Raw genomic sequence first — 23,909 nt, forward strand, 5'->3', positions numbered from 1 at the left:
AGAAATCAGTTCACTATCTTCTTACACTTTCATTCTTGAAGCTTTATTCTATGCAGCTTCATATTAAATTGGTATTATTCATTATGGAAAGCGTCAAGGTGGAATAATTTGTCGTATTTCTAAGAATGAGTTTGCATCAGGAAACAAAATTTATGTAAAGGAGTATGGAAAATGTTATTCAGATGATTCAGTAGTCAGACGAGCAGAGGGCAGGTTAGGCGAAAAAGGATATGACCTTTTCAGCAATAATTGTGAGCATTTTGCTTATTGGTGCAAAACAGGAAAATATAAGAGTGAACAAGTCGAACAAGCTGAATGTGGAGTTACTGGTTTATTTCAAGGAGTAGCTATTAGCTCAGGAACCAAGGTTGCAATTGAAATCGCAACTGAAGCTGCTATTCAAGCTGCCAACCCTATATCTAAATTTCTCATCAATGTAGGGCTGAAGCAAGCCCCTGCTGTAGCTGGTAAAGCCGCTGCTGGTATTGGAGGCGTGGGTGGTATAGTCAGTGGATTAGCTGCTGAGTTCATAGTTGGCAAGATACTTGAAGATGATGAAACTTTGACTGAACGCGAACGTGAAGCACGAAAAAATGGAAGAATAGCAGGACAAGTTGCATCAACAATTGGAGGTGTTGGCGGAGGTATTGCTGCTGCTACGGTTGGTGGTAGCGTTGCCATTGCTGCTGCTGTTGCGGCTCCCGCAGTATTAGGTATAGCAATTGGTTTAGGTGCTTATCACCTACTCCAAGGCGAGTGAAAATTGATTTAGCTGCTGAAAGAGCGATCGCCCTTATATTATTGAGGTGCGATCGCTCTTTTTTTTGCTCTTCAGTAGTTAATATGCTAAATGAATAGCTGGCGCCAGGAAAGAAAGACAAATGAAGCTAGGAAAATAGCTGGGAGAGTCATTACCGGGGTTGACAGAGGAAGCTCATTTATTATTAAATATAAGCAAAAGCTAGAGGGGTGAGGTGGATTGAACAGCCATGAGAACGAAAAAGGAGATAAAGTTTTTAACAGAGCTGTTGAATATAGAGGGAATAAAAGTAATCTCACATCGCCAGTATGAAGGGATTGGAATAATTTTACAGGTGGAAGGAATCGGTAAGGAAAGTAACTGTCCACGTTGTGGAAAAAAAAGTCATAGATTACATCAAAATCATAGATACCTAGTCAAAGATTTACCTTGGGGAGAGAAGTTCGTATTTTTAGAAATCAACCGACGACAGTTTAAGTGTGAAAAATGTCTCAAGCCATTTAGTGAAGAGTTGGAGTTGGTCAAAAAAAGAAGAACCTATACGAAACGGCTAGCAAGAGCAATAATCCAAGAAGTGTTAGAGAATGATATCCACAGCGTAGCGAAAAAAGGGGTCGTGACAACAGAAGAAATAGAAAGGATGTTAAAAGACGCATCGAAAGAATACTTAAAAGCCCAGCCTAGCGAGTTGAAGAGATTAGGGATAGATGAAATAGCTCTAATTAAAGGAAAAGGAAATTACTGTGCAGTATTAATAGATTTAGAGAAGTCTAAGCTAATCGCGATATTGGCAGGAAGGAAACAAGAAGAAATTAAGGAAGTAATGCTCGGATGGGGTAAAGAAGTATTAGAGCAAATAGAAGAAGTAAGTATAGATTTGTGGAAAAGTTACAGAAATGTAGTGAGAGAGTTGATGCCAAATGCTCAGGTGGTCGCCGACAGATTTCATGTAATGGCACAAATAAATAAGGAATTAGATGCCCAAAGGAAGGGAGAGAAGAGACAGGTAGAAGATTTAATTAAAAAAGCAGAATTGTCAGAAGAAAAAGCAGACCCGGAGAAAGTTTTAGAAGCATTGAAGAAAAGTAAATATGTGTTATTGAAGAACCAATTAGATATAAATGAAGAGCAAAAAGCTAAACTAATGCAAGTTGAAGATGTATCTTCTACTCTCAAAACTATGCTTGAATTAAAATAAGAAATTAGAAGAATTTTCGATCGGGCTAATAATTGGTTAGTCGGTTTGTGGCAAGTGGGAAGATGGTTGTCAAGAGCTAAAAAATATTTTACCGATAGTCAGAACACTATTATTCGTTGGCTAGATGAGATTATTGCTTACTTCGATTATAAGACTACCAGTGGTGTTGTCGAAGGCATCAACAATAAACTCAAGTTGATTAAACGTTCGGCTTACGGATTTAGAAACTTTGAAAACTTCCGAGTTAGATGTTTGCTTACTTGGCAGTTTGATTGTTAGTTTAGCATACTAGCTAATGAAGAGCCAAAAATCCTCACCCGTTAGCAGCAGCAAAGGAATGGAGACAGAATTGCCGACTTACTTAAACAGCAAGTTTTAAATCTGCTAGCTGTCGCAAAGACAATGAACTGAACTCGCGCGCGCGCCCAAGTCCGAGAAAAAAAACTCGCCTCCCCTTGACAAGTCATACTCGTTATGAGTACGCTATAATAAGCAAAGGAATTGAACCCAAGTACCTAAGAATTTAAAATCATGCTGACGAACCAAGAAGGTCAAAGAGTACCCAAAGTCACCTTTCGCACTCGCAAAGACAACGAGTGGGTGGATGTCACCACCGATGATATATTTGCAGGTAAAACCGTAGTAGTGTTCTCGCTGCCGGGAGCTTTTACTCCCACTTGTTCGTCAACGCACCTCCCCGGTTACAACGAATTGGCGAAAGTTTTTAAAGAAAACGGCGTAGATGAAATCGTTTGCATTTCCGTCAATGACACCTTTGTGATGAACGAGTGGGCAAAAGACCAAGAAGCAGACAATGTGACGTTAATTCCCGACGGTAACGGCGAGTTTACTCAAGGCATGGGAATGCTGGTAGACAAAACAGATTTAGGTTTTGGGAAGCGGTCTTGGCGTTATTCGATGCTGGTAAAAGATGGCGTGGTGGAAAAAATGTTTATTGAGCCAGAGGAACCGGGCGACCCTTTCAAAGTGTCCGATGCCGAGACGATGCTCAACTACATCAACTCCGCAGCAGCCAAGCCGAAGGTAGTTTCGCTGTTTACAAAAATGGGCTGTCCCTTCTGCGCTAAGGCTAAGGGAATGCTGAGTAAACATGGCTTGGATTATGAAGAAATCGTCTTGGGTCGGGATATCACAACCCGATCGCTCCGGGCTATGACTGGGGCTACAACTGTGCCGCAAGTATTTATCGACGGCAAGTTGATCGGTGGTTCCGAAGCCCTAGAGTCTTATTTGGGTGTTGCTTAGTTAAACACAAATACTTAGCCAGCCGGTGCACAGTGCACGCCTTACTCATTGTACGGTGCGTACTGTGCACCTTTGCCGTATTTGGGGGTATTTAGCCTCAGCAAGCTTCGGTGTCAAAAGTTCGATCGGTCTATTGATCCATTCTCGTGCAACAATTACTGGGGAAGTCATATTAAAAACGCAAGAAATGGGAGTGACCGATCGTGGATTTGAGTTTAGTATCGTCAAATATCTTAAATCCCCCAATATTAGCTTTTTTCATGGGAATGCTGGCAATTTTTCTCAAATCTGATTTAGAAATTCCAGCCCCCATCCCCAAACTGTTTTCGCTGTATCTGCTGTTTGCGATCGGATTTAAAGGCGGCGTCGAACTGTCCAAAAGCGGCATTGACCAGCAAGTTGCCCTGACAATTTTGGCAGCGATGCTGATGTCAATGCTAGTACCAATTTATACTTTTTTCATACTGAGGATAAAACTCGACTCTTACAATGCCGCAGCGATCGCAGCCACCTACGGTTCCATCAGCGCCGTCACATTTATCACCGCAACCTCCTTCCTCACAGCACAGGGCATCGACTTTGACGGTTACATGGTAGCCGCGCTAGCATTAATGGAATCCCCAGCAATTATAGTCGGTCTGATTCTAGTCAGTGTATTTGGCGGGGAAGAAGGAAAACGCGAAATAGTTTGGCCAGAAGTGTTGCAAGAAGCCTTCCTAAACAGTTCTGTTTTTCTGCTGATTGGCAGCCTAATTATGGGCGTACTGACAGGAGAACATGGTTGGGAAGTTATGAGTCCGTTTACTCAAGACTTGTTTTACGGAGTTCTGACTTTTTTCTTGCTAGACATGGGGCTGGTTGCGGCTAGCAGAATTAAAGATTTGCAAGAAGCAGGAGTTTTTCTAATCGGCTTTGCAATCCTAATTCCCATAGTCAACGCAGTAATTGCTTTGGTGATAGCCAAATTAATCGGAATGCCGCAGGGAGACACTTTGCTGTTTGCCGTATTGTGCGCGAGTGCCTCTTATATAGCAGTACCAGCAGCCATGCGCCTAACTGTTCCCGAAGCGAATCCAAGTCTTTACATTTCAACGGCCTTAGCAGTGACATTTCCATTTAATATCATTGTAGGCATTCCCCTGTATCTATACGGAATCAATATGTTTTGGAGGTGAGATGATGGAGTCAGTCAAAAGAGTAGAAATCATAGCCCACTCAGTAGAACTAGGCAAGATTTTAGATGGTTTAGACAAAGCTGGCGTACCCGATTATGCGGTGATTCGTGATGTCGCTGGAAAAAGCACTAGGGATCACGTTTCCCGTGATTCATCAATGACGGCGCTGGATAACATTTATGTGCTTGCTTTTTGTTCACCAGCTCAAGTTTCAGCAGTTGCAGAAAACATTAGACCCGTACTCAATAAATTTGGTGGGTCGTGTTTTATTTCAGATGCGGTGGAATTGCTAATTACTAGGTGCGTTGGGTAGTCATTAGTTATTAGTCATTAGTCATTAGTCATTAGTCATTAGTCATTAGTCATTAGTCATTAGTCATTAGTCATTAGTGCTCATACCACTTCGGAAAAATTGAGCTACACATATAGCAATCCTCGCATCATTTGTGAATTTCTTACTCCCTCCCTGCGAGTTCGGGGAGGGTTGGGGTGGGGTAAAAAAATTACGACTCCTGCAAGGATTGCTATAGATTGTACGCCATAGGTGTATGGACACGGCAGTGCTGTGTCCTTACGCGTATCTGCGACTTTAATCCTAGGCTTTGGTTCCGACAATCGCCATTAGTGAGAATGCTAATCCGTTTCTCCTTTTGGATAAGTTTTTTATTATTACTTTAGGCTGATTTTAAAAATGCAATTTTGAAAATATTTTCTGTCTATTATAGCACTTTTACAAGTTGACAAAAATCAGCCATTAGCCATTAGTCAGCGGTCTTTTCAGGATTAATTGCCCTTCCCAGCCGGGGCCGAATTCAGAATTCTTAAGAGATAGAAAAGAATCAGTTGCAAAAATCCGTTAGCGTGGTAAATTCTAAGCCACAACAGGCGATCCTCTTCGTTGGCGTAGCCCCCGTAAAGGCGGGCTTTCCTTCGGATCGCGAAAGCTAACGCTAACGCCCGATCGACTAACGATATTTTCAATAGGAGTTTAAACATGGCTGCATTAAAAGTCGGCATCAACGGATTTGGTCGCATCGGACGGCTAGTCATGCGTGCCGGCATCAAAAACCCCAACATCGAATTTGTCGGCATTAACGACTTAGTTTCGCCAGAAAACCTGGCTTATCTTTTCAAATACGACTCCACCCACGGCATTTACGACGGCGAAGTTGAAAGCAAACCAGACGGGATTGTCGTTGACGGAAATTTTATCCCCTGTACAGCGATTAGAAATCCTGCCGAATTGCCCTGGGGTAAATCCGGCGCAGATTATGTTGTAGAATCTACCGGATTGTTTACAGATTTTGAAGGCGCATCAAAACACTTGACAGCGGGAGCAAAACGAGTAATACTTTCAGCACCGACAAAAGACCCGGAAAAAGTTCCAACTTTTCTAGTAGGCGTCAACCACCACAAATTTGACCCGACAAAAGATACGGTTGTTTCTAATGCTAGCTGTACGACGAATTGTTTAGCACCAATTGCCAAAGTTATTAACGATAACTTCGGATTGGAAGAAGGTTTAATGACGACAGTTCACGCAATGACAGCTACTCAACCAACTGTAGACGGGCCCAGCCAAAAAGATTGGCGGGGAGGACGCGGTGCGGCTCAAAATATTATTCCATCTTCGACCGGTGCAGCGAAAGCTGTTACTTTGGTGTTGCCAGAATTGAAAGGAAAATTGACGGGAATGGCTTTGCGGGTGCCAACTCCCGACGTGTCTGTAGTTGACCTTACTTTCAAAACAGCGAAGGAAACTAGCTATAAAGAAATTTGCGAGGCAATGAAAAAAGCTTCGGAGGGCGAACTCAAAGGCATTCTTGGATATACTGAGGATGCGGTAGTTTCGACAGATTTTCAGGGCGACGCGCGATCGAGCATTTTCGATGCAGGTGCGGGAATTGAACTGAATTCTAAGTTTTTTAAAGTTGTTTCCTGGTACGACAACGAGTGGGGTTATTCTAGCCGCGTAATTGACTTAATGCTTTCTATGGCAGAGAAAGACGGAATTTTGAATAATTAATTTTTTTGGGGTGGCATTTTGGGCGGGGTTCCCGTGCCCAACCCCTACTCCCCACAAACAAATTCCTAGGATTTTTTGTGGAACGGGCCGGAGAGCCCGTTCCTGATAATGTTATCTAATGTGAGTTAAACTTTTTTTATTTCCGATTCGATCGCGCTCATGTCTGAATTACCACCGCTGAATAACGAAACTATTTGGGCTATTCTCAACGAAGAAATCGACGATGCTGCTGTCAACCGATTAGTTTGGCAGTATCTGGGCTACCGCTGGGATGCCGAGACTGGCAAGTGGAACAGTGCAGGTGTTGCAGCCGAGTGGCGGCAAGAGTACCCGGAACCGCCGGATTTTATCGATTCTAGGCCGGCGACAGTGAAATTGACTCGATCGACCCCTCCAGAAAACAAGCAGTTGCTGAAGGAAAAATTAGGCTTTAAAGGCTATAAAATTGGGGAATTCGGGCCCCGACAGACTCGCAGGGCGACGATGGCTAATTGGTTGATGGGTTTTATGGAATCTGGGGTGTAAGAGGAATTTTGGATGGCTGTGCGGTTCTTGCCACCTTTAGTCTGTGTCCTCTGCGTCCTCTGCGGTTCATTAACAAAAATTAAGCCTGTTGAAAGTCAAAAAACACTAAAACCCGCCAATTCCAACCTCCTCACCCCCAACCCTGACCGAAAATTTGGGTGCTGTGCCCAGTCCTTTTAGGACGGCTTTAATTAGACTTCTTGAAAAAGCGTTCCTACGTTCGCTCATGGTTGTGATATAATCAGGTAGGAGGATAGAGCAAATGTTTCATTTAGTCTACGAATTCAAACTCAAACCAACGGCAGGACAAATAGCAATCTTTGAAGATTGGCTAGAACAATGCCGTCGCGTATACAACTACGCATTGGCCCTGCGTAAACATTGGTTTGAGTCTCGTAGTTGTCGAATTAACGCTTGCTCTATCCGATCTGAGTTCATCATTCGGGCCGAAACAAAACGACCAACTTATGCAAGCCAGTGCAAAAGTTTAACTACGGCTAGGGCAAACATACCCACTTTGGCAGCCGTCCAAGTACACGTCCTACAGCAAACACTCAAAAGGCTTGAAAAAGCGTTTGTGAGTATGTGGGAACAAAAACACGGTTTCCCCCGCTTTAAGAAAGCAGGAACAATGCGATCGTTTGTATTCCCGCAATTGGGGGTTAACCCTGTCCAAAATCAAGCGGTGAAGCTCCCTAAAATTGGTTTGGTTAAGTTTCATCAATCACGTCCTATCCCTGATGGTGCAACGATTAAGCAAGCAAGGATAGTCCGTAGGGTTAGCGGTTGGTACGTGATGTTAGCCCTACAATGGGACGTTTCAGTACCCACTCTAATGCCCCACGGTGAAGGTATCGGAATTGATGTGGGACTAACTAATTTTCTAGCAACTTCTAACGGTCTTTTAGTCAAGCGCCAAAGATTTTTTAAAGACGCAGAACGCAAGCTTAAATTGCTGCAACAACGTGTCTGTCGTAAAAAACTAGGTTCTAACAATTGGCGTAAAGCTCAAAAGAAAGTCGCCAAACTGCATGAATACGTTGCTAACAGTCGGAAAGATTGGCATCGTAAATTATCTCATCAAATCTGCCAAAACGTGGGAATGATTTTCGTTGAGGATCTGAATCTGATTGGGCTGTCTAGGGCGATGCTAGGGAAACACTGCTTAGACGCAAGCTGGGGTCAATTCTTCACAATCAAGCGAGCAAACTTGTTTGAAATATGGCGTGTACTTTCAGAAGGTAAGTGCTCATAAAACGAGTCAAATTTGCCCCAATTGTCTAGCAGAAACAGGAAAAAAACAGCTTGATGAGCGTACTCATTCATGCTCGAACTGTGGCTATACAACGGACAGAGATGTTGCAGCCGCTCAAGTAGTTCTAATTAGAGGACTTGCAGCCGTAGGGCATACGGTCAAGATGCTTGCCGAGGGTAAATTCATTGGAATCCCTGCGAATCAAGAATCCCCTCGCCTTTAGGCAGGGGTATGTCAAATCGGGCTGTTCCGTAAAGTATTCTAGAGTCGGCACAAAACAACTGTGAGGTAAGCTTTATGAAAAGAACCACCATATCTCGCTTAACCAGCATTTCCCTCGCTACCCTAATGCTAGCAGGCGTTTCATTAAGTGCGATCGCCACACCAGCCAGCACCCAACCAGCAACCCAACTCGCCCAAGCAACTGCCAAAAAGCGCCTCGTCGTCATGGACTTCGACTACGGCCCCACCAACAGCTATTACACTTCCTACAGGGGAGTCGGCGCCGCCAAAGGCATCAGCGAACTGTTAATCAACGAACTCGTCAACAACGGCACTTATACAGTAGTCGATCGCAGCAAACTCGAACAAGTGCTCAAACAGCAAAATCGCAGCGGCGCGATGGATGCCGGGACAGCAGCCGAAATTGGCAAACAATTAGGAGTTGACGCCGTGCTCATCGGCACCATTACCAAGTTTAATATCGACAAACAATCCGGCGGCGGCAGTTTCATGGGAATCGGCGCCGGTTCACAAAAAACCAAAGCTACCGTTCAAATAGATGTGCGGTTAATCGGTACAGCTTCGGGAGATATTCTTGCCACTGCCAAAGCAGTAGGAGAAGCAGATCAAAGCGCTTCTAATATTTCCGTTAGGGGTATTGGCGGCAATTCCAGCAATAGCAATGAAGACTCACTTTTGAGCGAGGCAGTTGACAAAGCCGTCTCCCAAATGGTGACTAAACTGGCAGAAGTATCTAACAAATTAGGTTAGAATCAAGCATCATATCAAATATGCTGATACCAAATCCGGCTTAAATATCCCCTCGATCTCGCTTGTCTGTCCGAGGCTACGTCGTGTCGCGTAAACTCCGGCAGACTTTATTTGTAGAGTTTGAGGCCAAAAAGTTTCAACCGCCGCCTTGATAAAGGGAGTAATAAACCCGGATTTGGTATTAATTATTTTCCGGGCGATTGTGCTAACAGATTTGAGATAAGCGAAGGATTTTAAAATCGAATTCAATTAACTAGAAAGCCAACGCTTCAGCCTTGTTTTGCTGGTTCTTCCTGCACCTACCAATCGACTCAACCCAGGTACACGGTCAAACCACTTAGGAGTGATGTCACTACGGGAACTCCTTTGCCACCCCAGGTTTGGAGAAGCAATCAAGGTGACAACATCGGGATTTTGAGATCGGAAAGTAGAATAAGCTCCGTCGAGGTGCATCGGGCCGCCGTCGGGATGTCCCGGAGGTCGCTGTTGCAGTTCTTCCAGAAACCGCAGGAGGCGATCGAAAATCCTGCCATTTACAGCGTAAAAATGAGCGGTCATCAGCCCCTCAGAAAAGGGTACGAGGGCGACAGGAGACTTTTGTTCAACCTCTTCGACGTGTCCGAAGTAGACGAAATCCCAATCTTGCTGACAGAGTTGTTCGAGGATAACAGCTTGGTCTGTTCTGAACTTTGCTGAAATTTCTAGGTCGTCTTCTACAATCAAAATATTGCTAAACCGCTTGTCTTTTGCCTGCTTGAGGATAGCTAAATGACTGTAAAAGCATCCCCTCGCCCCAATGCTGGGGAAACCTCCAGCTTCGTCGGGGCGGATTGCGGGAAATATCTGAACCTTATGGGGCGTGAGGGGCATTCCTGCTTTCTCTAATTCCTTGACTATGAGTTGCCGTCGGTCTTTCCTTTCAGGGAGATTTACCGCATAAACTCCCTGGAAATAGTCTGTAATTTTCGTCATAGTTTGATCGGGAATCAAGAAGTTGATGAATCTTCGGCTTGAGCGGCCTCAAATTTTATTTGATCTCTGTGTCTGCCTTAAACTATTATATTTTTAGCAAGCTGCATCTTCCATTTTCCTAAACTTACTCAAATTACCTAGGTCGGAGCTAGCATTAACAGTTTAATTAGCATTGGGAGTTGAGTCAGAATTAACGCATTTTCCCTGTTGATTAAGGTTGGGGGCTGGGTTGGAGAGTACCTTATCAACAGCAGCTTGTTCTTGAATCCATCCAATTTCTCCCGGTTGCAGGTTGGCGCTTTCTACTTCAACTGTTGGCTTAACTGGCGGGGAAGGCGAGGGAGTTGCCACAGCGGGAGATGGATTCAGTGTCGGTTTTGAAACTGTAGAAAAATCTTTATTTGACTCGGGTTTGGGAGAGTTCGATCGCACTATTTCAGGAATCGAACAAACTTTCAATTCCAGCCAATTGCCTTGAGGCGTAAGCTGTTTGTTTGTCACCTGCAAAACGCTGCCGGCGGGGACTGTTCCTTTGACAGTCAACTCACCGATTGCGCCTCGCAAATCCAAGCGATCGCCCTCTTTTCCCAATTCCCCAGCCGCAGAACTTTTAATCTCTATAAACGAGCCGGTTTCTAAAGATTTGACCGGAGAAGCTACAGATTCAACTGTTTTCTCCGGCGTCTTTCCAGCTTTAATTAAACCGCGTTTCCCGAAAATCGACTCCCCGGCAGTATCGATCGCGCGACCCACCGGAGGGATGAAAAAATAAGCAAATACACCCCCCAAGCCTAATAAAAATAAAATTTTCAGCAGCAGCGAAAATAAACTTTTGCTTTTTTCCCGCTGTAACAACTGCGTTTTTCCTTCAGAATTCCCATTGCCAAGGCTTGTGGGCCCATTCAAATCCGTTGGCAAATCCTCGCTGTCGGAAATTAGTTCGATCGGCGTATCTAAAGGTGCGACAGACAGTTCTGTAAAAGTATTGCCGTCTTCCCTCAAATGTGCTTGACAGTGAATTAAAGCAACAGTGACGTTATCGTGACCGTTTCTAGTATTAGCAATCTCAATCAGTCGATCGCGCGCCTTAGCCAAACTAATGCTACCGTCGAGAATTGGCAAAATCTCCGCTTCCCAACATTCCTCAACCCGGTCTTTATCACTCAAACCGTCGGAACACAGCAGCAAAACGCAGTCTTCATCCACTGGAAAACGCTGCACAGTCGGGTGCAAAGTGTTGGACGAAGTAATCCCCAAAGCTTGAATCAGAGCTCCGGCGGCGACTTGTTCCAAAGCATCCCGGTAGAGAGAGTAGCCCAAACGCACCTCGCGGCAAGCCACATTATCATCGAGAGTAAGTTGATAGCAGCCAGTGCGGGTAATCCAGTAAGCCCGACTGTCTCCGACGTGGGCGACGTAAAGCTCGTGAATGTGGGCTAAACCCATAACTAGCGTAGTTCCCATCCGCTGGCGGCCTTGGCGGTGTTCGCTGTCGTTGCGACTGGCTATCTTGTCGTTAGCAGCACAAGCTGCCCGTTCCAGCTTGGAAGTCAGGCTCAACGGGTCCCAATTAGCTTGATGTAGGGGCATTTGCTGCAACTTTTCGCGCAGCACACCAATTGCTTCTTCCGAAGCGACTTCGCCCCCGTCTTGTCCACCGATACCGTCGCAGACGATCGCGCAAGCTTCCGCACCCGGGCTTCCTGCCAACAGCGTACCGCTGGGCGGATAGCAAGCATCTTCGTTGTGAGCGCGGGATCTGCCTACATCCGTGCCCGTGGCAATTTCAACGTGACGATCGTAAAATCGGCCGCACTTTGCCAAAGCTTTATCCAACTGGCTCATCAGTTGTTCGCCGTGGCGCACTTGACCGGCAACCATTTGCTGGCAAAGTTGCCTCAAAAAATTGGCAATAGTTGGGTGAGCATCTTCGAGCCACTGCTGCCACAATTTGCCCAACTGGGACAAATGAGGCTGTTTGCGATCGGGCTGCAATTCCAGAAACCGCACCAATTGCCCTTCTACCCGTAGCAGTTCGGGAGTCAGCAGCGTCGAAGCCACGCCCTGAGCGATACAAGGCTGCCACAACTTGGCCATTTGCCACAGCCAATTGAGCTGGCGCATCGCTGCAGCTCCTTTCCAGGAGTCCGCCAATTCCGGCATTAAAGATTCCGTCACCTTCAAAATAGGCACGTTTTCCAGTAGCCAGATATCTCCCGATAGCTTGCTCATCTTGGACGATACCAGGCCGTATACTTGAGGTACGTGCAACTGATAGGCAAACAGTCTCAGATAAGGAGTGACAACACTCGGAATCTCATCGGGCAGTTCCGGCAAGTGTTCGGGTTGAGTATCGACAAGAAGTCGATCGCGCTTGACCAAGTAGCGACCAGCGATCAGATCGCCTGGCTTACACCCTTTGATCCCTTCACCTAAAGCCCATAAGTAGTGTTTTGCCACAGAGTTTTGCATAAGGGTTCCTGACGCCTTTGGGCAAGCGTGCTGATCTGAACTATTTTAGCGATTGAACCTCGACGGGTTGATACGTGGCGATTATTTGACACCCCCGCTTTCTCAACAGACGGAGATTCTTAAGACTTCGCAGTCCTAATATCCTGATTTTTCAGGTTCCCTGGCTCACCACGTTTGCACTGTTGTGTGCGTAGCGATATCTCCTTACAATGTTTTAGGCGTGACTTTCCCCCAGTCCAGGGGTAGGTTTTAATGTCTTGTACTGACACGAACAGTTTACCATTTTGTTGACTGCCGGATGAATCTTACTATGAGCTTTCAGGGTTAGACGATCGCGCGACACCCCAGTCATCGGCTGGAAATCACGCTGTTTTCAGCATATTCATGATAGCGGCAATTTCCGAAGAAATCGCAGCACTCAAGGGAATTGAGATTTTAGACTAACTCTAATGGTATGATGCAGCTAGGTAGAAATCACCTGAGCCGACAGATATAAATAAATATCAATTGTCGGTTTTCTCGCGAAGGGTCATCTGTGCCTCGCACCCTAGTTTCGCAACAGAAGTTAAATTTAACCCTACCCAAAGACGGATACAAGCCCGCAGATTCATCTGTCGAGTCAATCTCAAATCTAAAATCTAAAATCGACTGACGGATGCCAGCCCCCGACAGGAATCGGGGACAGCAAAAAAATTAGATATTAGTTCCAGCCCCCAGATTCATCTGTGGAGTCAATCTAAAATCTCAAATCTCAAATCTCAAATCGACTGATGGACGCAAGCCCCCGACAGGAGTCGGGGAAAGCCAAAAAAATTAGATATTAGTTCCAGCCCCCAGATTCATCTGTGGAATCAATCTAAAATCTAAAATCTAAAATCTAAAATCGACTGATGGACGCAAGCCCCCGACAGGAGTCGTGGAAAGCCAAAAAAATTAGATATTTAGTTCAAGCCCCCAGATTCATCTGTGGAATCAATCTAAAATCTAAAATCTAAAATCTAAAATCGACTGACCGGCCTCTGCAAGCTGTTGAGTATTTAACCATGGCCCCACATGAACCCAGCGCCTTTTCCAAGAATTTGCCCGATCCGAAGCGGCTGCCTGCTGTTGAAATAGACGAAATACTCACTAGCATTCAACATTCTCACAGTTTCTATTACAAAGTGATGAATCTTGAGGTTTGGGCGCTGGTGGAAACCTTGGATGGGATGTTTCCCGGCGCTTGGGGTCAGTTTATGAGCAACCGCCAACTTGCAGTTAAACAGTTTTTGGAACGCGATCGCGTTCCCAATTCTCCGGTTGATGCTGGGGAGGCGGGGGAGAAGTCCGATCGAAGTCAGAAGAAGGAAGAAGCCGGGAGTCAGGAGTCAGGAGTCAGAAACAAGCAGGAAGAAGAATAAAAGCAGATTTTCAGCTTTAAACCCCCCGTACTCCCAGGGCGGTTTCATTCTCACCAAAAACATGAATTTTGTAGGGGTAGTGCTACCCCTACAAGAAAATGAAACCGCCCTGCGGTACTCCCGTGATTAAGAGGAGTAGGGGGGATCGAAACTCAGCTACAAGCGACATTTATTATGGGTTTCAATCTTAAGTTGACATAAATGCCGATCGCCCGTTAGCGAAGCCCTCGAAGAGGATCGCCCTTACAGGTGAATTTTGGCATCCACTTGAGGCAATCCCATGCTGTAGTTAACAGCGCGGCTGTTGAGGTTGTAGCTGATTTGGCCTTTTTGGAGGAACGATCGTACCAAGTGTTCCAACTCCGAACCGATGCGGCGGAGGTTGTACTCGGTCAAATCTTCGCCCTCGTAGGCGTCTACGAGTTGGTCGAATTTGGCATATACCTGTTTGACTGACTCGTCGTTCCAGTTAAGTTCGTTATCTGGGTCAATGTCGAGGGTCAAAAGGTCGTTGCTGGGTACGAGTTCGTTATCTTCGAGGATGGCGGTGTATATGCGAATATGGCGGGTTGTTGACTTAAGCTGCATGAGTTCTTATGTGTAAAGATTTTTTGCTGAATTAATTGTAATGGGTCACAGACCGTTGGAGGAGAGTAGGTCGCCTGTTGTGGGATCGATCGGGATATCTCACTCCCCTTCCGACTTCAAGGCAAAGACTGGGAATCGGTAGTTTTGAGACCTACTTAATTCAAGACTAAAAACGAAAGCTTTCGTAAAGTATAATAATTCAGAATTGGCATAGGAGGACAAGGTGGAAGGCAAAAGATTTATTCACTCCCTGCAACTGCAAAACTTCCTTTCCTATGGAAGTGAGGGGGAAAAAATTGAACTGCAACCCCTGAATGTATTGATCGGTACTAACGCATCCGGCAAATCTAACTTCATTGAAGCGATGGGAGTGTTGAAGGCAACACCTACCGACTTACCTGCTCCGATTCGTCAAGGAGGTGGTATCAGCGATTTTCTGTGGAAAGGTGAAAAAGGTACTGCCACAGCAAAAATAGAGGCTATTTTAGATTACCCAGAACGAACGATGCCACTGCGCTATCAGATTAGTTTTACCGCAGTCGGTCAGAGACTTGAAGTAGTGGACGAAGCTATAGAAGATATGGAACCCCGCCATAGTTTTGAAAGCCAGCCATTTTTCTATTACCGTTATAACGATCGGGCTCGCCCTGTTATCAATGTTATAGAGGACAACGAGCAGCAAACAAGAAAGCTGCGGAATCTGCGGCGAGAAGATATCATTCCCGATCAATCTATCTTATCTCAAAGAAAAGATCCAGAACTATATCCCGAACTATCATATCTGGGAAATAAATTGGCCGACATTGGTTTATATCGTAACTGGCAGACAGGGAGAGATTCAGTATCTAGAAAGGCTCAGCAAACTGACTTGCCAGAACATCCCCTCCTAGAAGATGGTGGCAACTTAGGACTGGTTTTAAATAACTTACAGTATCAATTAGGAAGTAGGCTGATTATTGAAAAATTACAACTGTTCTACGATGCAGCCGAAGAACTGAGTATCAAGATTTATGGCGGTACTGTCCAGATATTCATCCGCGAAACAGGATTAATTCAGCCAATACCCGCAACTCGTTTATCAGACGGTACGCTGCGTTATTTATTCTTAATAGCTTTACTTCTAGATCCAACTCCCCCGCCACTTATTTGTATTGAAGAACCGGAGATTGGCTTGCATCCCGACATTCTGCCTGCAGTTGCTGAAATGTTGATCGAAGCGTCACAGCGCACACAATTGATTGTGACAACTCATTCCGATGCTTTAGTGTCGGCGCTGAGTCCTGAGTCAGTGTTAATATGCGATCGGGATGATAGAGGAAGTCACCTGAACCGTCTCGATCCCGAACGACTGAAAAAATGGCTTGAGAATTACACTTTGGGAGACCTTTGGCGGATGGGAGAAATCGGGGGCAACCGATGGTAAAAGAAATTCGCATTTACATCGAAGGCGGCGGCGAGGGCAAGAATACAAAGCAATTACTTCGAGGAGGATTTAGCATTTTTTTCAAAGAAATTGTGCAGGTTGCCCGCAGCAAGCAAATCAAGTGGAATATCACTGTTTGCGGTTCCCGGAATAATGCTTTTAGGGATTTCAAGAATGCTTTGACCGATCACCCAAATGCTTTTATCATCCTTTTAGTTGACTCAGAAGCACCTGTTGTAAAGCAGTCGCCTTGGGAGCATTTGAAGTGGAGGGATAACTGGGATTCGCCTGGGGTTGATGACACTCATTGCTATCTCATGGTGTAAGCGATGGAAGCTTGGTTGATAGCTGATATTGATACTTTAAAAAGATTTTACGGACAGGGATTTAAACAAAATGAGATTCCTAAAAATATCAATGTAGAGACGATTGAAAAGGATTTGTTAGAACGAAGTCTGAAAGCAGCTAGCCGCGACACAAAATCGAAAGGCGAATATCAAAAGATACAGCACGCTTCCAAGCTGTTAGAAATGTTGGATGTTGACAAGGTTCGCAAGGCTTCTTCAGAGTGCGATCGTATTTTTACAACTCTCATCAAACTCATGGAGGATTGAAGCGATGAAAGTAGCCAAGGGCGCGAAGCAAGACAGGGAGAAAGGGAGGGCGGGCGATCGTCAATTTCTCGGAATCCCGAAATTTTTTAGTTGTTCGGCAGTCCAATTTTTGTAATATTCTGTTTTCTCTAAAAAATCGGAAGCTGGCTTCAGCTTAGAATTTACTTGAACAGTGAAGCCCGGATAGGGCATTCTCCGAGTATGAAGCCCGTCAATATTAAAATCTTCTTCGGGATGGATGTGAAAAGCCAGCAAGCCCAACTCTGAAATCTGATTATTCAATTTGTCTATCAGTTCTTTAGTTTCTGGCGCACTAATTGCAGTTTTTTCGGGATTAATTACTACCATGATTTCAAATTCCGAATTGTAAAATTCATAAATTGATTTCATGATGGCAGAATCGCGATCGAACTCAGTCAGCGCTGAAAACCGCTCGATTTTGAATAAAATTTGATTAGCCAAGCGTGCCTTTTTAGCGAAGGGACAAATCGGTAAATCGCTGAAAACTGGATGCGGTAACTCGACAAACTCGGTCATCCATCTGAGGGCGGATTCTATAATTTCTGTGTCAGATTCATTCATGGAAAATCTATGTATTTGATCTTTAATACTAATCATAATCTATTTCTAGGGCGATGCACACCCCACTATTGGTATCAATTTAACGCTATTTCCCTCAGTCCGGCAGGGAATGAATTCCCTGCCTCATAGCAAAAGTCCTCTGAAGAGGACTGAAGAACTCATTAGTCCTCTTCAGAGGACTTAAGCTATTAGCCAGGGAATTCATTCCCTGGTGGACTTTCGGTTAAATTCACACCAATACATTGCCCACGTTGCTGTTTAATATGTGCGATCGAATTTATTCGTGAATTGTGCCATCTGGCATAATTGCACCTGCGAGTTTTGCCTTTTCCATCTTTGCTCCTGTTAAGTTTGCTCCAGCAAGTTTAGCCTCCTTCAGGTTAGCTTTCTCCAAGTTTGCCATCATCAAATTTGCTCCGCGCAAGTCTGCTGAAGTTAGATTTGCTTCACTCAAATTGACGCCGATCAAGCTAGTTCCGCAGAGATTGAAGCCGCTTAAATTTTGCCCACTGAAGTTGACGCCATCGAGGTTTACCCCAACCAAACTTATCCCCATAAGATTAACACTTCTCAGGTCAAGACCTCTGAGGTTAGCTCTCTTCAAGTTAGCTCCAACAAAACTTACACCTGTGAGGTTAGCAACATTCAAGTTAACGTTCTTCAAGTCTACTCCCGCAAAACATACACCTGTCAATTTAACGCCTGTTAAATTAGCCCCAGCTAGACTTGCTTTATTGAGATTTGCCTGACTTAAATCTGCTTCTGCCAAATTAGCACTATTTAGAATTGCCTGAGTTAGGTTAGCACTATTTAGAGTGGCGGCAGTGAGGTTAGCAGCCGTAAAATTTGCCCCTGTTAAGTTTGCTCCGCTGAGATTTGCCCCAGTCAGGTTTGCTCCTGTGAAGTTTGCATCGCTTAATATGGCTTGACCGAAATTCGCTTGAATCAGTTTTGCATACTCCAATTTTGCCTTAGTTAGGTTTGCATTGATTAATTTAGCTTCAATCAGATCGGCTTGTTGCAGATTTGTTGAGCTTAAATTTGACCTTTGCAGATTAGCTCCACATAGATTGAATTTTTTTAAAGTAGCACCAGTGAAGTTTGCTTCTGTCAAATTTGCTTGATACAAGATGACATCATCTACCAAAATTTTTCCACTCAAATCTAATCCGAATAGGTTGCAGCCAGTAAAGTCTCTTTCACCCGCGTTATATTGCTTCCAAAATTCCTCAGTGCTGATAGCTAGTTCTCGATCGTCAAGCTTAGCATTCACAGGATTAGCCGCAGACTCTCCGGCCACTTTGCTAGACACTGGGGGCATCTCATTAACTGCCTCTTCGCGCAATAACCGATCCACCCGATCGCTAAACCGCCTCACAACCTCAGCATCATCAACCTTCTCACCAGCAGTCGAGCTTTTCTCAACCGCATTCTCAACATAATACTTATCTACAAAACTTTGCAACCCAGCATTATATCCCTGTCCTACCGCCTGAAACCTCCATTCGCCATTCTTCTTATACAAGCGTCCAAATTCTAAAGCCGTCTCTTGGGAAAAAATCTGATTTAAATTGTACCGAATCAATTCGCTAAGATTCTCTGAATTGTAAAGCCGGATAAAAGCATTTGTAACTTGACTAAAACTTTGATTCTTTTCCTGTCCCTCGTGAAGAGTCACCACAAACACAATTTCCTGAATCGCCGAATTGATTTTACTCAAATCCACATAAACCGTCTCATCATCTCCGTCTATTTGTCCATTCCTGTTGTCTCCCGAATGTCGCACCGCACCGTCCGGCGATGTCAGATTGTTGTAAAATACAAAATACTTTTCATCAGGAATCCGACCGTCCGCCGCTAACATAAAAACAGATGCGTCAATGTCGCAGTTTTGTGCTGTCTGGCTGACTTGCCACCCCAGGGCGATCGCAATTTTACTGAAATTAGGAGTTTCTTTAGAAAGATTGAACCTTTCACCCTTAGTTAATTCGATACTCATGTGCGATAATTCCCTTACCTCATAAATAATATTAATTATCTCATCTATGCTAACCCGATCGCAAATTGGATTTTATCTCGAAGACATCGAAACCCCAATTGGCAGAACCGTCAATTTAACTCTTACCGGACTAATTCTCCTATCTTCGACCAGCTTCATCGCCGAAACTTACCCGATTTCTGAAACTGTTAGAATTAATTTGCAAACTCTCGATACAGCGCTTTTAGTTGTTTTTGTGTTTGAGTATTTATTGCGACTATGGTGTGCCGAAAATCGAGTTAAATTTATTTTTAGTTTTTTTTCAATTATTGATTTGCTGGCAATATTACCATTTTTACTAGGATTTGTCAACGTCAGTTTTATCCGCATTTTCCGCTGGTTTAGAATTCTCAGACTCATCCGTTTTCTGGACTTGAAAATTTCTATTTTCCGCATCAGCAGCGAAGATGGCGTGATTTTTGCTCGGATTTTGTTTACTTTGCTGGCAATAATTTTTGTTTATTCTGGTTTGATTTATCAAGTCGAACATCCGGCAAATCCCGAAAGTTTTGGAACTTTTTTGGATGCTGTTTATTTCTCGGTTGTCACCATGACCACGGTGGGATTTGGCGATGTTACTCCGATTTCGGAATCCGGTCGTTTTCTGACTATTTTGATGATTTTGACGGGAATTGCTCTGATTCCTTGGCAATTGGGGGATTTGATTAAACACTTAGTTAAAAGTGCTAATCACGGAAAAGCTGTTTGTCAAGGTTGCGGTTGGTCTGTACACGATGCTAATGCTAGATTTTGTAAAATGTGCGGCAGTCAATTAGATAATGGTTGACTGTTGACTGTTGACTGTTGACTGTTGACTGTTGACTGTTGACTGTTGACTGTTGACTGTTGACTACTGCCTCACCCTAGATAATTCATCCGTGTATCCGTGTCAAAATCCGTGTAGTGCTTTCCTTCTTTAAGCCAAGGGTAACAAAATTTCAAATTCAGTGCCCCTGCCTAACTCCGATCGCATTCTGAACGCACCGCCGTGTTTGCCGGTCACTATTTGATAGCTAACGGCTAAACTGGTTTCTTTGAGGGCGCGTTTTTCCGTAGAGAATGATTCTATGATTTTTTTGTACTTGCTAGGTGACATTCCGGGCCCGTTATCTGCTATGCAAATCGAAACCCAGCGAACATGAAGTTTGTCTAAATCCGGCGCAGGTTCGGGACAGCAGACTTGAGTTGTGATTTCAATTTTAGGCTGGCGATCGCACTCTCTGAGTCCTCCACCTTTGAACTCTTTCGCCAATTCTTGACCTACTGCTTCATTAATTAAGGTATGAATAGCATTGGTCAAGATATTCATAAATACTTGATTTAGCTGTCCTGCATAGCACGGCACTGGTGGCAGGTAGCCGTAGTTTTTCACTACTTGGATTTCCCTAGTCAAACGACTTTTGAGCAGCAAAAGTATGCTGTCTATATTGGCGTGCAAGTCGGTGGGTTTGGGATAAATATCGTCGATGTGGCAGAAGTTTTGCAAACTGGTTGCCAACTTGCTCAAACGTTCGGCTCCCGATTTAATGCTGGCAACAGTTCGGAGGAAATCGTTTTGCAAAAAGTCATAGTCGATCTCTTCCTTGAGCCGTGCTATTTCCGGCGGGGGATCAGTACAGTATGCGTCGTAAACTGAGAGCAATTCCATCAAGTTTTTGCTGTAGTCGCTGACGTAGGTTAAATTCCCCCAAATAAAGCCTACGGGATCTAAAATTTCGTGGGCTACTCCGTTGACTAAACGCCCTAAACTAGCCATTTTTTCGCTTTGAATCATTTGAGTTTGGGCTCTTTCGTAGCGGACTTGAGTTTCGATGCCGCGAATTTGCCAGTAGGCGATGTTTAGCGCGTGAGGGTCTAAGAGGCGATAAGATTGGGAGTCTATTTGGACGACGATTGGTTCTGACTGCAATTCGGGCGATCGACGCAGAGCTTGTGGGGCTGCTGCCAAAATGGTTGTACTCTCTGCCACCAATAATATTTCGACGCGAGCGTAACTGTAGAGAACTTTTAGTGGCAGGTGCAAAAATAGCTCTGGGCCTTGGGGTTTGAGCAAATATTCCAGCAGTTGCCTGCGGGATATCATGCCAGCAAACTCTCCTGCTTCCATCAAGACGACCCCCGGCACTAGGGGATACTGTTCAAACATTTCGGCAACTGCCACGGCTAAGCAGCTCGATTTAACCTGAAATTCATACAGGGGCAAATCCCAGAGTGTAGACTCTAGGGAAAGGTCTTGATGGCTGCCTTCGGAGAGTGAAGGGCCAAGGAGTTTGGAACTGAATTTATTTGCCACTGGAACTTTTAGTTGCCGAAACGCTGGGAAATTGAAATGAGAACCTACTACTAAGCTACCCTATCATTTCACTTTTCTGAGCGAACAACCCAGAATATTCTGGAGTTGATCATGTTGTGCCAACTATAGGCAGGAGAATTTCAAATTCAGTATTCTTTCCTGGTTGCGATCGCAATTTGAGTTGGCCCCCGTGCTTTTCTGTGACGATTTGATGGCAGATAGCCAGCCCCATACCGCTGCCTTTGCCTGCTGGTTTAGTGGTAAAAAAGGTGTCAAATATCTGCTGGTGATTTTCTGGGGCAATGCCGGGCCCGTTATCGGCAATGCAAATTGCCACCCGCTTGCCGAGTTCGGTTTCTATAACTTTAGTGGTAATTTCGATTTGGGGCTGCCAGTTGTCCCCGCACGGGGTGTGTATTTCTCGATCGGCTGCGTACTCTGTCAGGGCGTCTAGAGCATTAACTAACAAATTCAAAAACACCTGACTCAACTGTCCGGAGTAGCCGCTAACTAGCGGCAGTTCGCCGTAATTTTTAACCACTTCTATGCTGTTTTTAAAGCGGTTTTTCAAAATTAACAGCGTCATCTCCACGCATTCGTGAATGTCTGTCTCGGCTGGTTTTGTCTCGTCCATGTGAGAGAAGTGGTGCAGCCCGTTAACTATTTTTAGCAATTGCGAGGCTCCCAACTCCATCCCTTCTAAGGTGATCGGCAAATCTTCTTGTAAAAAATCAAATTCAATTTCTTTTTTAAGGGCATCAATTCGGGGACAGGGTGCCGAATATTCTTCTTCATAAACCGACATTAGCTGTAGCAAGTTTTCAAAATAGGACAGCAGAAAAGTTAAATTTCCCCAAATACAGTTCAGCGGATTTCTGATTTCGTGGGCTACTTCTGCTACAATCCTGCCCAAACTCGCCATTTTTTCGGTTTGGATGAGTTTGGCTTGGGTTTGTTTGTGGAGTAACTTATTTGTTAATTGGTGAATTCTTGATTGAGCGACCATTAATTGGTGTACGTCTAACAGCTTGTAGGTCTGGGGGGCTATTTCCACTACTACGGGTTCGTAAATTAATTCTGCTGATCGGTAAAGACATTCCTGGGCGGCTTCTACTATTAATTTACTGGCGGGAAGTACGAGTTCCTCTGGCTTGGCAAACTTGTACAGTACCTCTATTGGCCGCTTGAAAAACATTTCTACTCCGTAGCGGCAGTTAACTTTTTCAAAAAATAGACGCCTGGATATTATGCCTACAAAATTACCCCGATCGGTCAAAATGACGCCGGGAAGCATGGAATTTCCTTCAAAAGCCTGGGCTACTTCTTTTGCCTGTTGAGTTAATTCAATTTGGCAGTTGTAAAGTGGCAGGTCTAGGAGAGTTGATTCTAAGGAGATGTTCCAAGTACAAATTTCAGGTATATGCAACACTGATAACTCCGAGCTAGTCTCACGCACAGCAAACATAGATGGAACCCCTGTTAAAAATTGTATTCATGAACAACTTAAGTTGCTATTAATTCATAACGGGTAATTGGTAGCGGGTAGTTGCTAATTTGTCAAATTACAACAGCACCCGATGGGAAAACCCGATCGCAGTAGCATTATCTGCTAAAGATTTTGTTTCTAAGTCAATATTAAACGATCGAAGCTTTTGTGGAACTTACGGAGTAGGCGCTTTAAACTTTTTACCATGATATACCTGCGATCGGGTGTTTTCGGAAAATTTTTAATATTTATAACTAATTATTGTGATAAATTATACCATTTTTCCAGTTATCGAAGGGAATTGGAGAACTGCGAGCGGGTTATCAGTGAATATACGGGCATCCTTCAAGGGTTCGAGGGCCCGGATTAGCCATCGTCCAAGGGGCTTGAGGCTGCAACTGTCAAGACTAGGGCCCAGCCCAAAGGAAGTTCGGCAACGGATTCGCTTTCTTCGGATGTAACTGAGATGTTGCACCATTTTCAACAAGCTTTTTATGAACAGGCTTTTCGGCCTGTTCCACAAGAAAATTCACTCTTTGACAGAACAGGCCCGAAAGCCTGTTAAGCGAGAATGGTGCAAGATGTGAGATGTAACTGATATCTTGCACCATTCTCAATTAGCCCTAGGGGCGGGCTCGCCAACAGCCTTAAAGCTTGCAAATAGGTTCTATAAACCCGCCTGACCCCACGAAAAATCCTCTTATTGATATTGCTGCAAGATGTGAGATGTAACCGAATGTAACCGATAGAAGGCTTTAGTTATCTCGGATCGCGAATTAAATAACTTACAATTTTAATTGTTATTGTGGGATGGGCGTCCCGCCCGTCCAAAAAGGACGGGCG

The 23,909-nt window shown here is 44.5% G+C and carries 19 protein-coding genes and 3 pseudogenes; 15 read left to right on the plus strand and 7 right to left on the minus strand.

Features of this window, described 5'->3' with window-relative positions:
- Positions 1-115: 115 nt before the first annotated feature.
- The 11 genes and pseudogenes from QUB20_RS23320 to QUB20_RS23370 form a co-directional block, all read left to right on the plus strand.
- Positions 116-277: pseudogene (locus QUB20_RS23320) on the plus strand (lecithin retinol acyltransferase family protein); the annotation flags it as partial.
- A 216-nt stretch (positions 278-493) separates the two neighbouring features.
- Positions 494-760, plus strand: coding sequence for a hypothetical protein (locus tag QUB20_RS23325; RefSeq protein ID WP_333249771.1), 267 nt, complete (start codon positions 494-496; stop codon positions 758-760).
- A 229-nt stretch (positions 761-989) separates the two neighbouring features.
- A pseudogene (locus QUB20_RS23330) lies at positions 990-2,237 on the plus strand (ISL3 family transposase).
- 252 nt (positions 2,238-2,489) lie between these two features.
- Positions 2,490-3,224, plus strand: coding sequence for a glutathione peroxidase (locus tag QUB20_RS23335; protein ID WP_333249769.1), 735 nt, complete (start codon positions 2,490-2,492; stop codon positions 3,222-3,224).
- A gap of 203 nt (positions 3,225-3,427) precedes the next feature.
- Entirely contained in the window at positions 3,428-4,399 is a 972-nt protein-coding gene (locus tag QUB20_RS23340) for a sodium-dependent bicarbonate transport family permease (protein ID WP_333239347.1), read from the plus strand.
- A 4-nt stretch (positions 4,400-4,403) separates the two neighbouring features.
- On the plus strand, positions 4,404-4,712 hold the full coding sequence (locus QUB20_RS23345; RefSeq protein ID WP_333291683.1) for a P-II family nitrogen regulator: 309 nt from the start codon (positions 4,404-4,406) through the stop codon (positions 4,710-4,712).
- A 681-nt stretch (positions 4,713-5,393) separates the two neighbouring features.
- Positions 5,394-6,425 (plus strand): type I glyceraldehyde-3-phosphate dehydrogenase, encoded by a 1,032-nt coding sequence (gap, locus tag QUB20_RS23350; RefSeq protein ID WP_333249766.1) that lies wholly within the window; start codon positions 5,394-5,396, stop codon positions 6,423-6,425.
- Positions 6,426-6,584: 159 nt separating this feature from the next.
- On the plus strand, positions 6,585-6,950 hold the full coding sequence (locus QUB20_RS23355; RefSeq protein WP_333055081.1) for a DUF1823 family protein: 366 nt from the start codon (positions 6,585-6,587) through the stop codon (positions 6,948-6,950).
- Positions 6,951-7,212: 262 nt separating this feature from the next.
- A complete protein-coding gene (locus tag QUB20_RS23360; protein ID WP_333249764.1) occupies positions 7,213-8,205 on the plus strand; it encodes a transposase in 993 nt (330 codons plus the stop codon).
- On the plus strand, positions 8,177-8,428 hold the full coding sequence (locus tag QUB20_RS23365; protein WP_333249762.1) for a zinc ribbon domain-containing protein: 252 nt from the start codon (positions 8,177-8,179) through the stop codon (positions 8,426-8,428). Before QUB20_RS23360 ends, QUB20_RS23365 begins: the two co-directional genes overlap by 29 nt.
- A 74-nt stretch (positions 8,429-8,502) precedes the next feature.
- Positions 8,503-9,198: an LPS assembly lipoprotein LptE gene (locus QUB20_RS23370; protein WP_333249760.1), complete on the plus strand. Its 696-nt coding sequence runs from the start codon at positions 8,503-8,505 to the stop codon at positions 9,196-9,198.
- A gap of 249 nt (positions 9,199-9,447) precedes the next feature.
- On the opposite strand, the gene QUB20_RS23375 is transcribed toward QUB20_RS23370, so the two are convergent.
- Together QUB20_RS23375 and QUB20_RS23380 are read right to left on the minus strand one after the other, a co-directional pair.
- Complete coding sequence (locus tag QUB20_RS23375; protein WP_333249758.1) at positions 9,448-10,170, minus strand: glycosyltransferase family 25 protein; 723 nt, start codon at positions 10,168-10,170, stop codon at positions 9,448-9,450.
- 162 nt (positions 10,171-10,332) lie between these two features.
- Entirely contained in the window at positions 10,333-12,642 is a 2,310-nt protein-coding gene (locus tag QUB20_RS23380) for a protein phosphatase 2C domain-containing protein (RefSeq protein WP_333249755.1), read from the minus strand.
- A 1,043-nt stretch (positions 12,643-13,685) separates the two neighbouring features.
- Between QUB20_RS23380 and QUB20_RS23385 the strand changes: the two genes are divergently transcribed.
- Complete coding sequence (locus QUB20_RS23385; RefSeq protein WP_333199915.1) at positions 13,686-14,042, plus strand: hypothetical protein; 357 nt, start codon at positions 13,686-13,688, stop codon at positions 14,040-14,042.
- Between the two features lie 243 nt (positions 14,043-14,285).
- Here QUB20_RS23385 and QUB20_RS23390 read toward each other — a convergent pair whose 3' ends face one another.
- Positions 14,286-14,630 (minus strand): NAD(P)H-quinone oxidoreductase subunit M, encoded by a 345-nt coding sequence (locus QUB20_RS23390; RefSeq protein ID WP_333239357.1) that lies wholly within the window; start codon positions 14,628-14,630, stop codon positions 14,286-14,288.
- Positions 14,631-14,853: 223 nt separating this feature from the next.
- On the opposite strand from QUB20_RS23390, the gene QUB20_RS23395 reads away from it, so the two are divergent.
- Positions 14,854-16,053: an AAA family ATPase gene (locus QUB20_RS23395; RefSeq protein WP_333249752.1), complete on the plus strand. Its 1,200-nt coding sequence runs from the start codon at positions 14,854-14,856 to the stop codon at positions 16,051-16,053.
- Positions 16,047-16,667: pseudogene (locus tag QUB20_RS23400) on the plus strand (DUF4276 family protein). The gene QUB20_RS23395 and the pseudogene QUB20_RS23400 overlap by 7 nt, the downstream one beginning before the upstream one ends.
- A 60-nt stretch (positions 16,668-16,727) precedes the next feature.
- Here QUB20_RS23400 and QUB20_RS23405 read toward each other — a convergent pair.
- The gene (locus QUB20_RS23405) at positions 16,728-17,249 is read right to left on the minus strand and encodes a hypothetical protein (RefSeq protein ID WP_333249750.1); all 522 of its coding nucleotides are present in this window, start codon (positions 17,247-17,249) and stop codon (positions 16,728-16,730) included.
- Between the two features lie 277 nt (positions 17,250-17,526).
- Complete coding sequence (locus QUB20_RS23410; protein WP_333249748.1) at positions 17,527-19,248, minus strand: TerD family protein; 1,722 nt, start codon at positions 19,246-19,248, stop codon at positions 17,527-17,529.
- Between the two features lie 46 nt (positions 19,249-19,294).
- Here QUB20_RS23410 and QUB20_RS23415 point away from each other — a divergent pair, with 46 nt between their 5' ends.
- Positions 19,295-20,074, plus strand: coding sequence for an ion transporter (locus tag QUB20_RS23415; protein ID WP_333249746.1), 780 nt, complete (start codon positions 19,295-19,297; stop codon positions 20,072-20,074).
- A 129-nt stretch (positions 20,075-20,203) separates the two neighbouring features.
- Here QUB20_RS23415 and QUB20_RS23420 read toward each other — a convergent pair whose 3' ends face one another.
- Together QUB20_RS23420 and QUB20_RS23425 are read right to left on the minus strand one after the other, a co-directional pair.
- On the minus strand, positions 20,204-21,580 hold the full coding sequence (locus QUB20_RS23420; RefSeq protein ID WP_333249744.1) for an ATP-binding protein: 1,377 nt from the start codon (positions 21,578-21,580) through the stop codon (positions 20,204-20,206).
- Positions 21,581-21,689: 109 nt separating this feature from the next.
- A complete protein-coding gene (locus QUB20_RS23425) occupies positions 21,690-23,045 on the minus strand; it encodes an ATP-binding protein (RefSeq protein ID WP_333249742.1) in 1,356 nt (451 codons plus the stop codon).
- Positions 23,046-23,909: the final 864 nt, after the last annotated feature.

This window comes from Microcoleus sp. B4-C2 (assembly GCF_036705265.1).
Lineage (GTDB): Bacteria > Cyanobacteriota > Cyanobacteriia > Cyanobacteriales > Microcoleaceae > Microcoleus.

Bases quoted from the DNA above. Each gene is read 5' to 3' on its own strand.
- QUB20_RS23390 (WP_333239357.1), bottom strand. From the start codon at position 14,630: ATGCAGCTTAAGTCAACAACCCGCCATATTCGCATATACACCGCCATC.
- QUB20_RS23425 (WP_333249742.1), bottom strand. From the start codon at position 23,045: ATGTTTGCTGTGCGTGAGACTAGCTCGGAGTTATCAGTGTTGCATATA.
- QUB20_RS23355 (WP_333055081.1), top strand. From the start codon at position 6,585: ATGTCTGAATTACCACCGCTGAATAACGAAACTATTTGGGCTATTCTC.
- QUB20_RS23345 (WP_333291683.1), top strand. From the start codon at position 4,404: ATGGAGTCAGTCAAAAGAGTAGAAATCATAGCCCACTCAGTAGAACTA.
- gap (WP_333249766.1), top strand. From the start codon at position 5,394: ATGGCTGCATTAAAAGTCGGCATCAACGGATTTGGTCGCATCGGACGG.
- QUB20_RS23370 (WP_333249760.1), top strand. From the start codon at position 8,503: ATGAAAAGAACCACCATATCTCGCTTAACCAGCATTTCCCTCGCTACC.
- QUB20_RS23405 (WP_333249750.1), bottom strand. From the start codon at position 17,249: ATGAATGAATCTGACACAGAAATTATAGAATCCGCCCTCAGATGGATG.
- QUB20_RS23415 (WP_333249746.1), top strand. From the start codon at position 19,295: ATGCTAACCCGATCGCAAATTGGATTTTATCTCGAAGACATCGAAACC.
- QUB20_RS23380 (WP_333249755.1), bottom strand. From the start codon at position 12,642: ATGCAAAACTCTGTGGCAAAACACTACTTATGGGCTTTAGGTGAAGGG.
- QUB20_RS23375 (WP_333249758.1), bottom strand. From the start codon at position 10,170: ATGACGAAAATTACAGACTATTTCCAGGGAGTTTATGCGGTAAATCTC.
- QUB20_RS23335 (WP_333249769.1), top strand. From the start codon at position 2,490: ATGCTGACGAACCAAGAAGGTCAAAGAGTACCCAAAGTCACCTTTCGC.
- QUB20_RS23410 (WP_333249748.1), bottom strand. From the start codon at position 19,248: ATGAGTATCGAATTAACTAAGGGTGAAAGGTTCAATCTTTCTAAAGAA.
- QUB20_RS23385 (WP_333199915.1), top strand. From the start codon at position 13,686: ATGGCCCCACATGAACCCAGCGCCTTTTCCAAGAATTTGCCCGATCCG.
- QUB20_RS23360 (WP_333249764.1), top strand. From the start codon at position 7,213: ATGTTTCATTTAGTCTACGAATTCAAACTCAAACCAACGGCAGGACAA.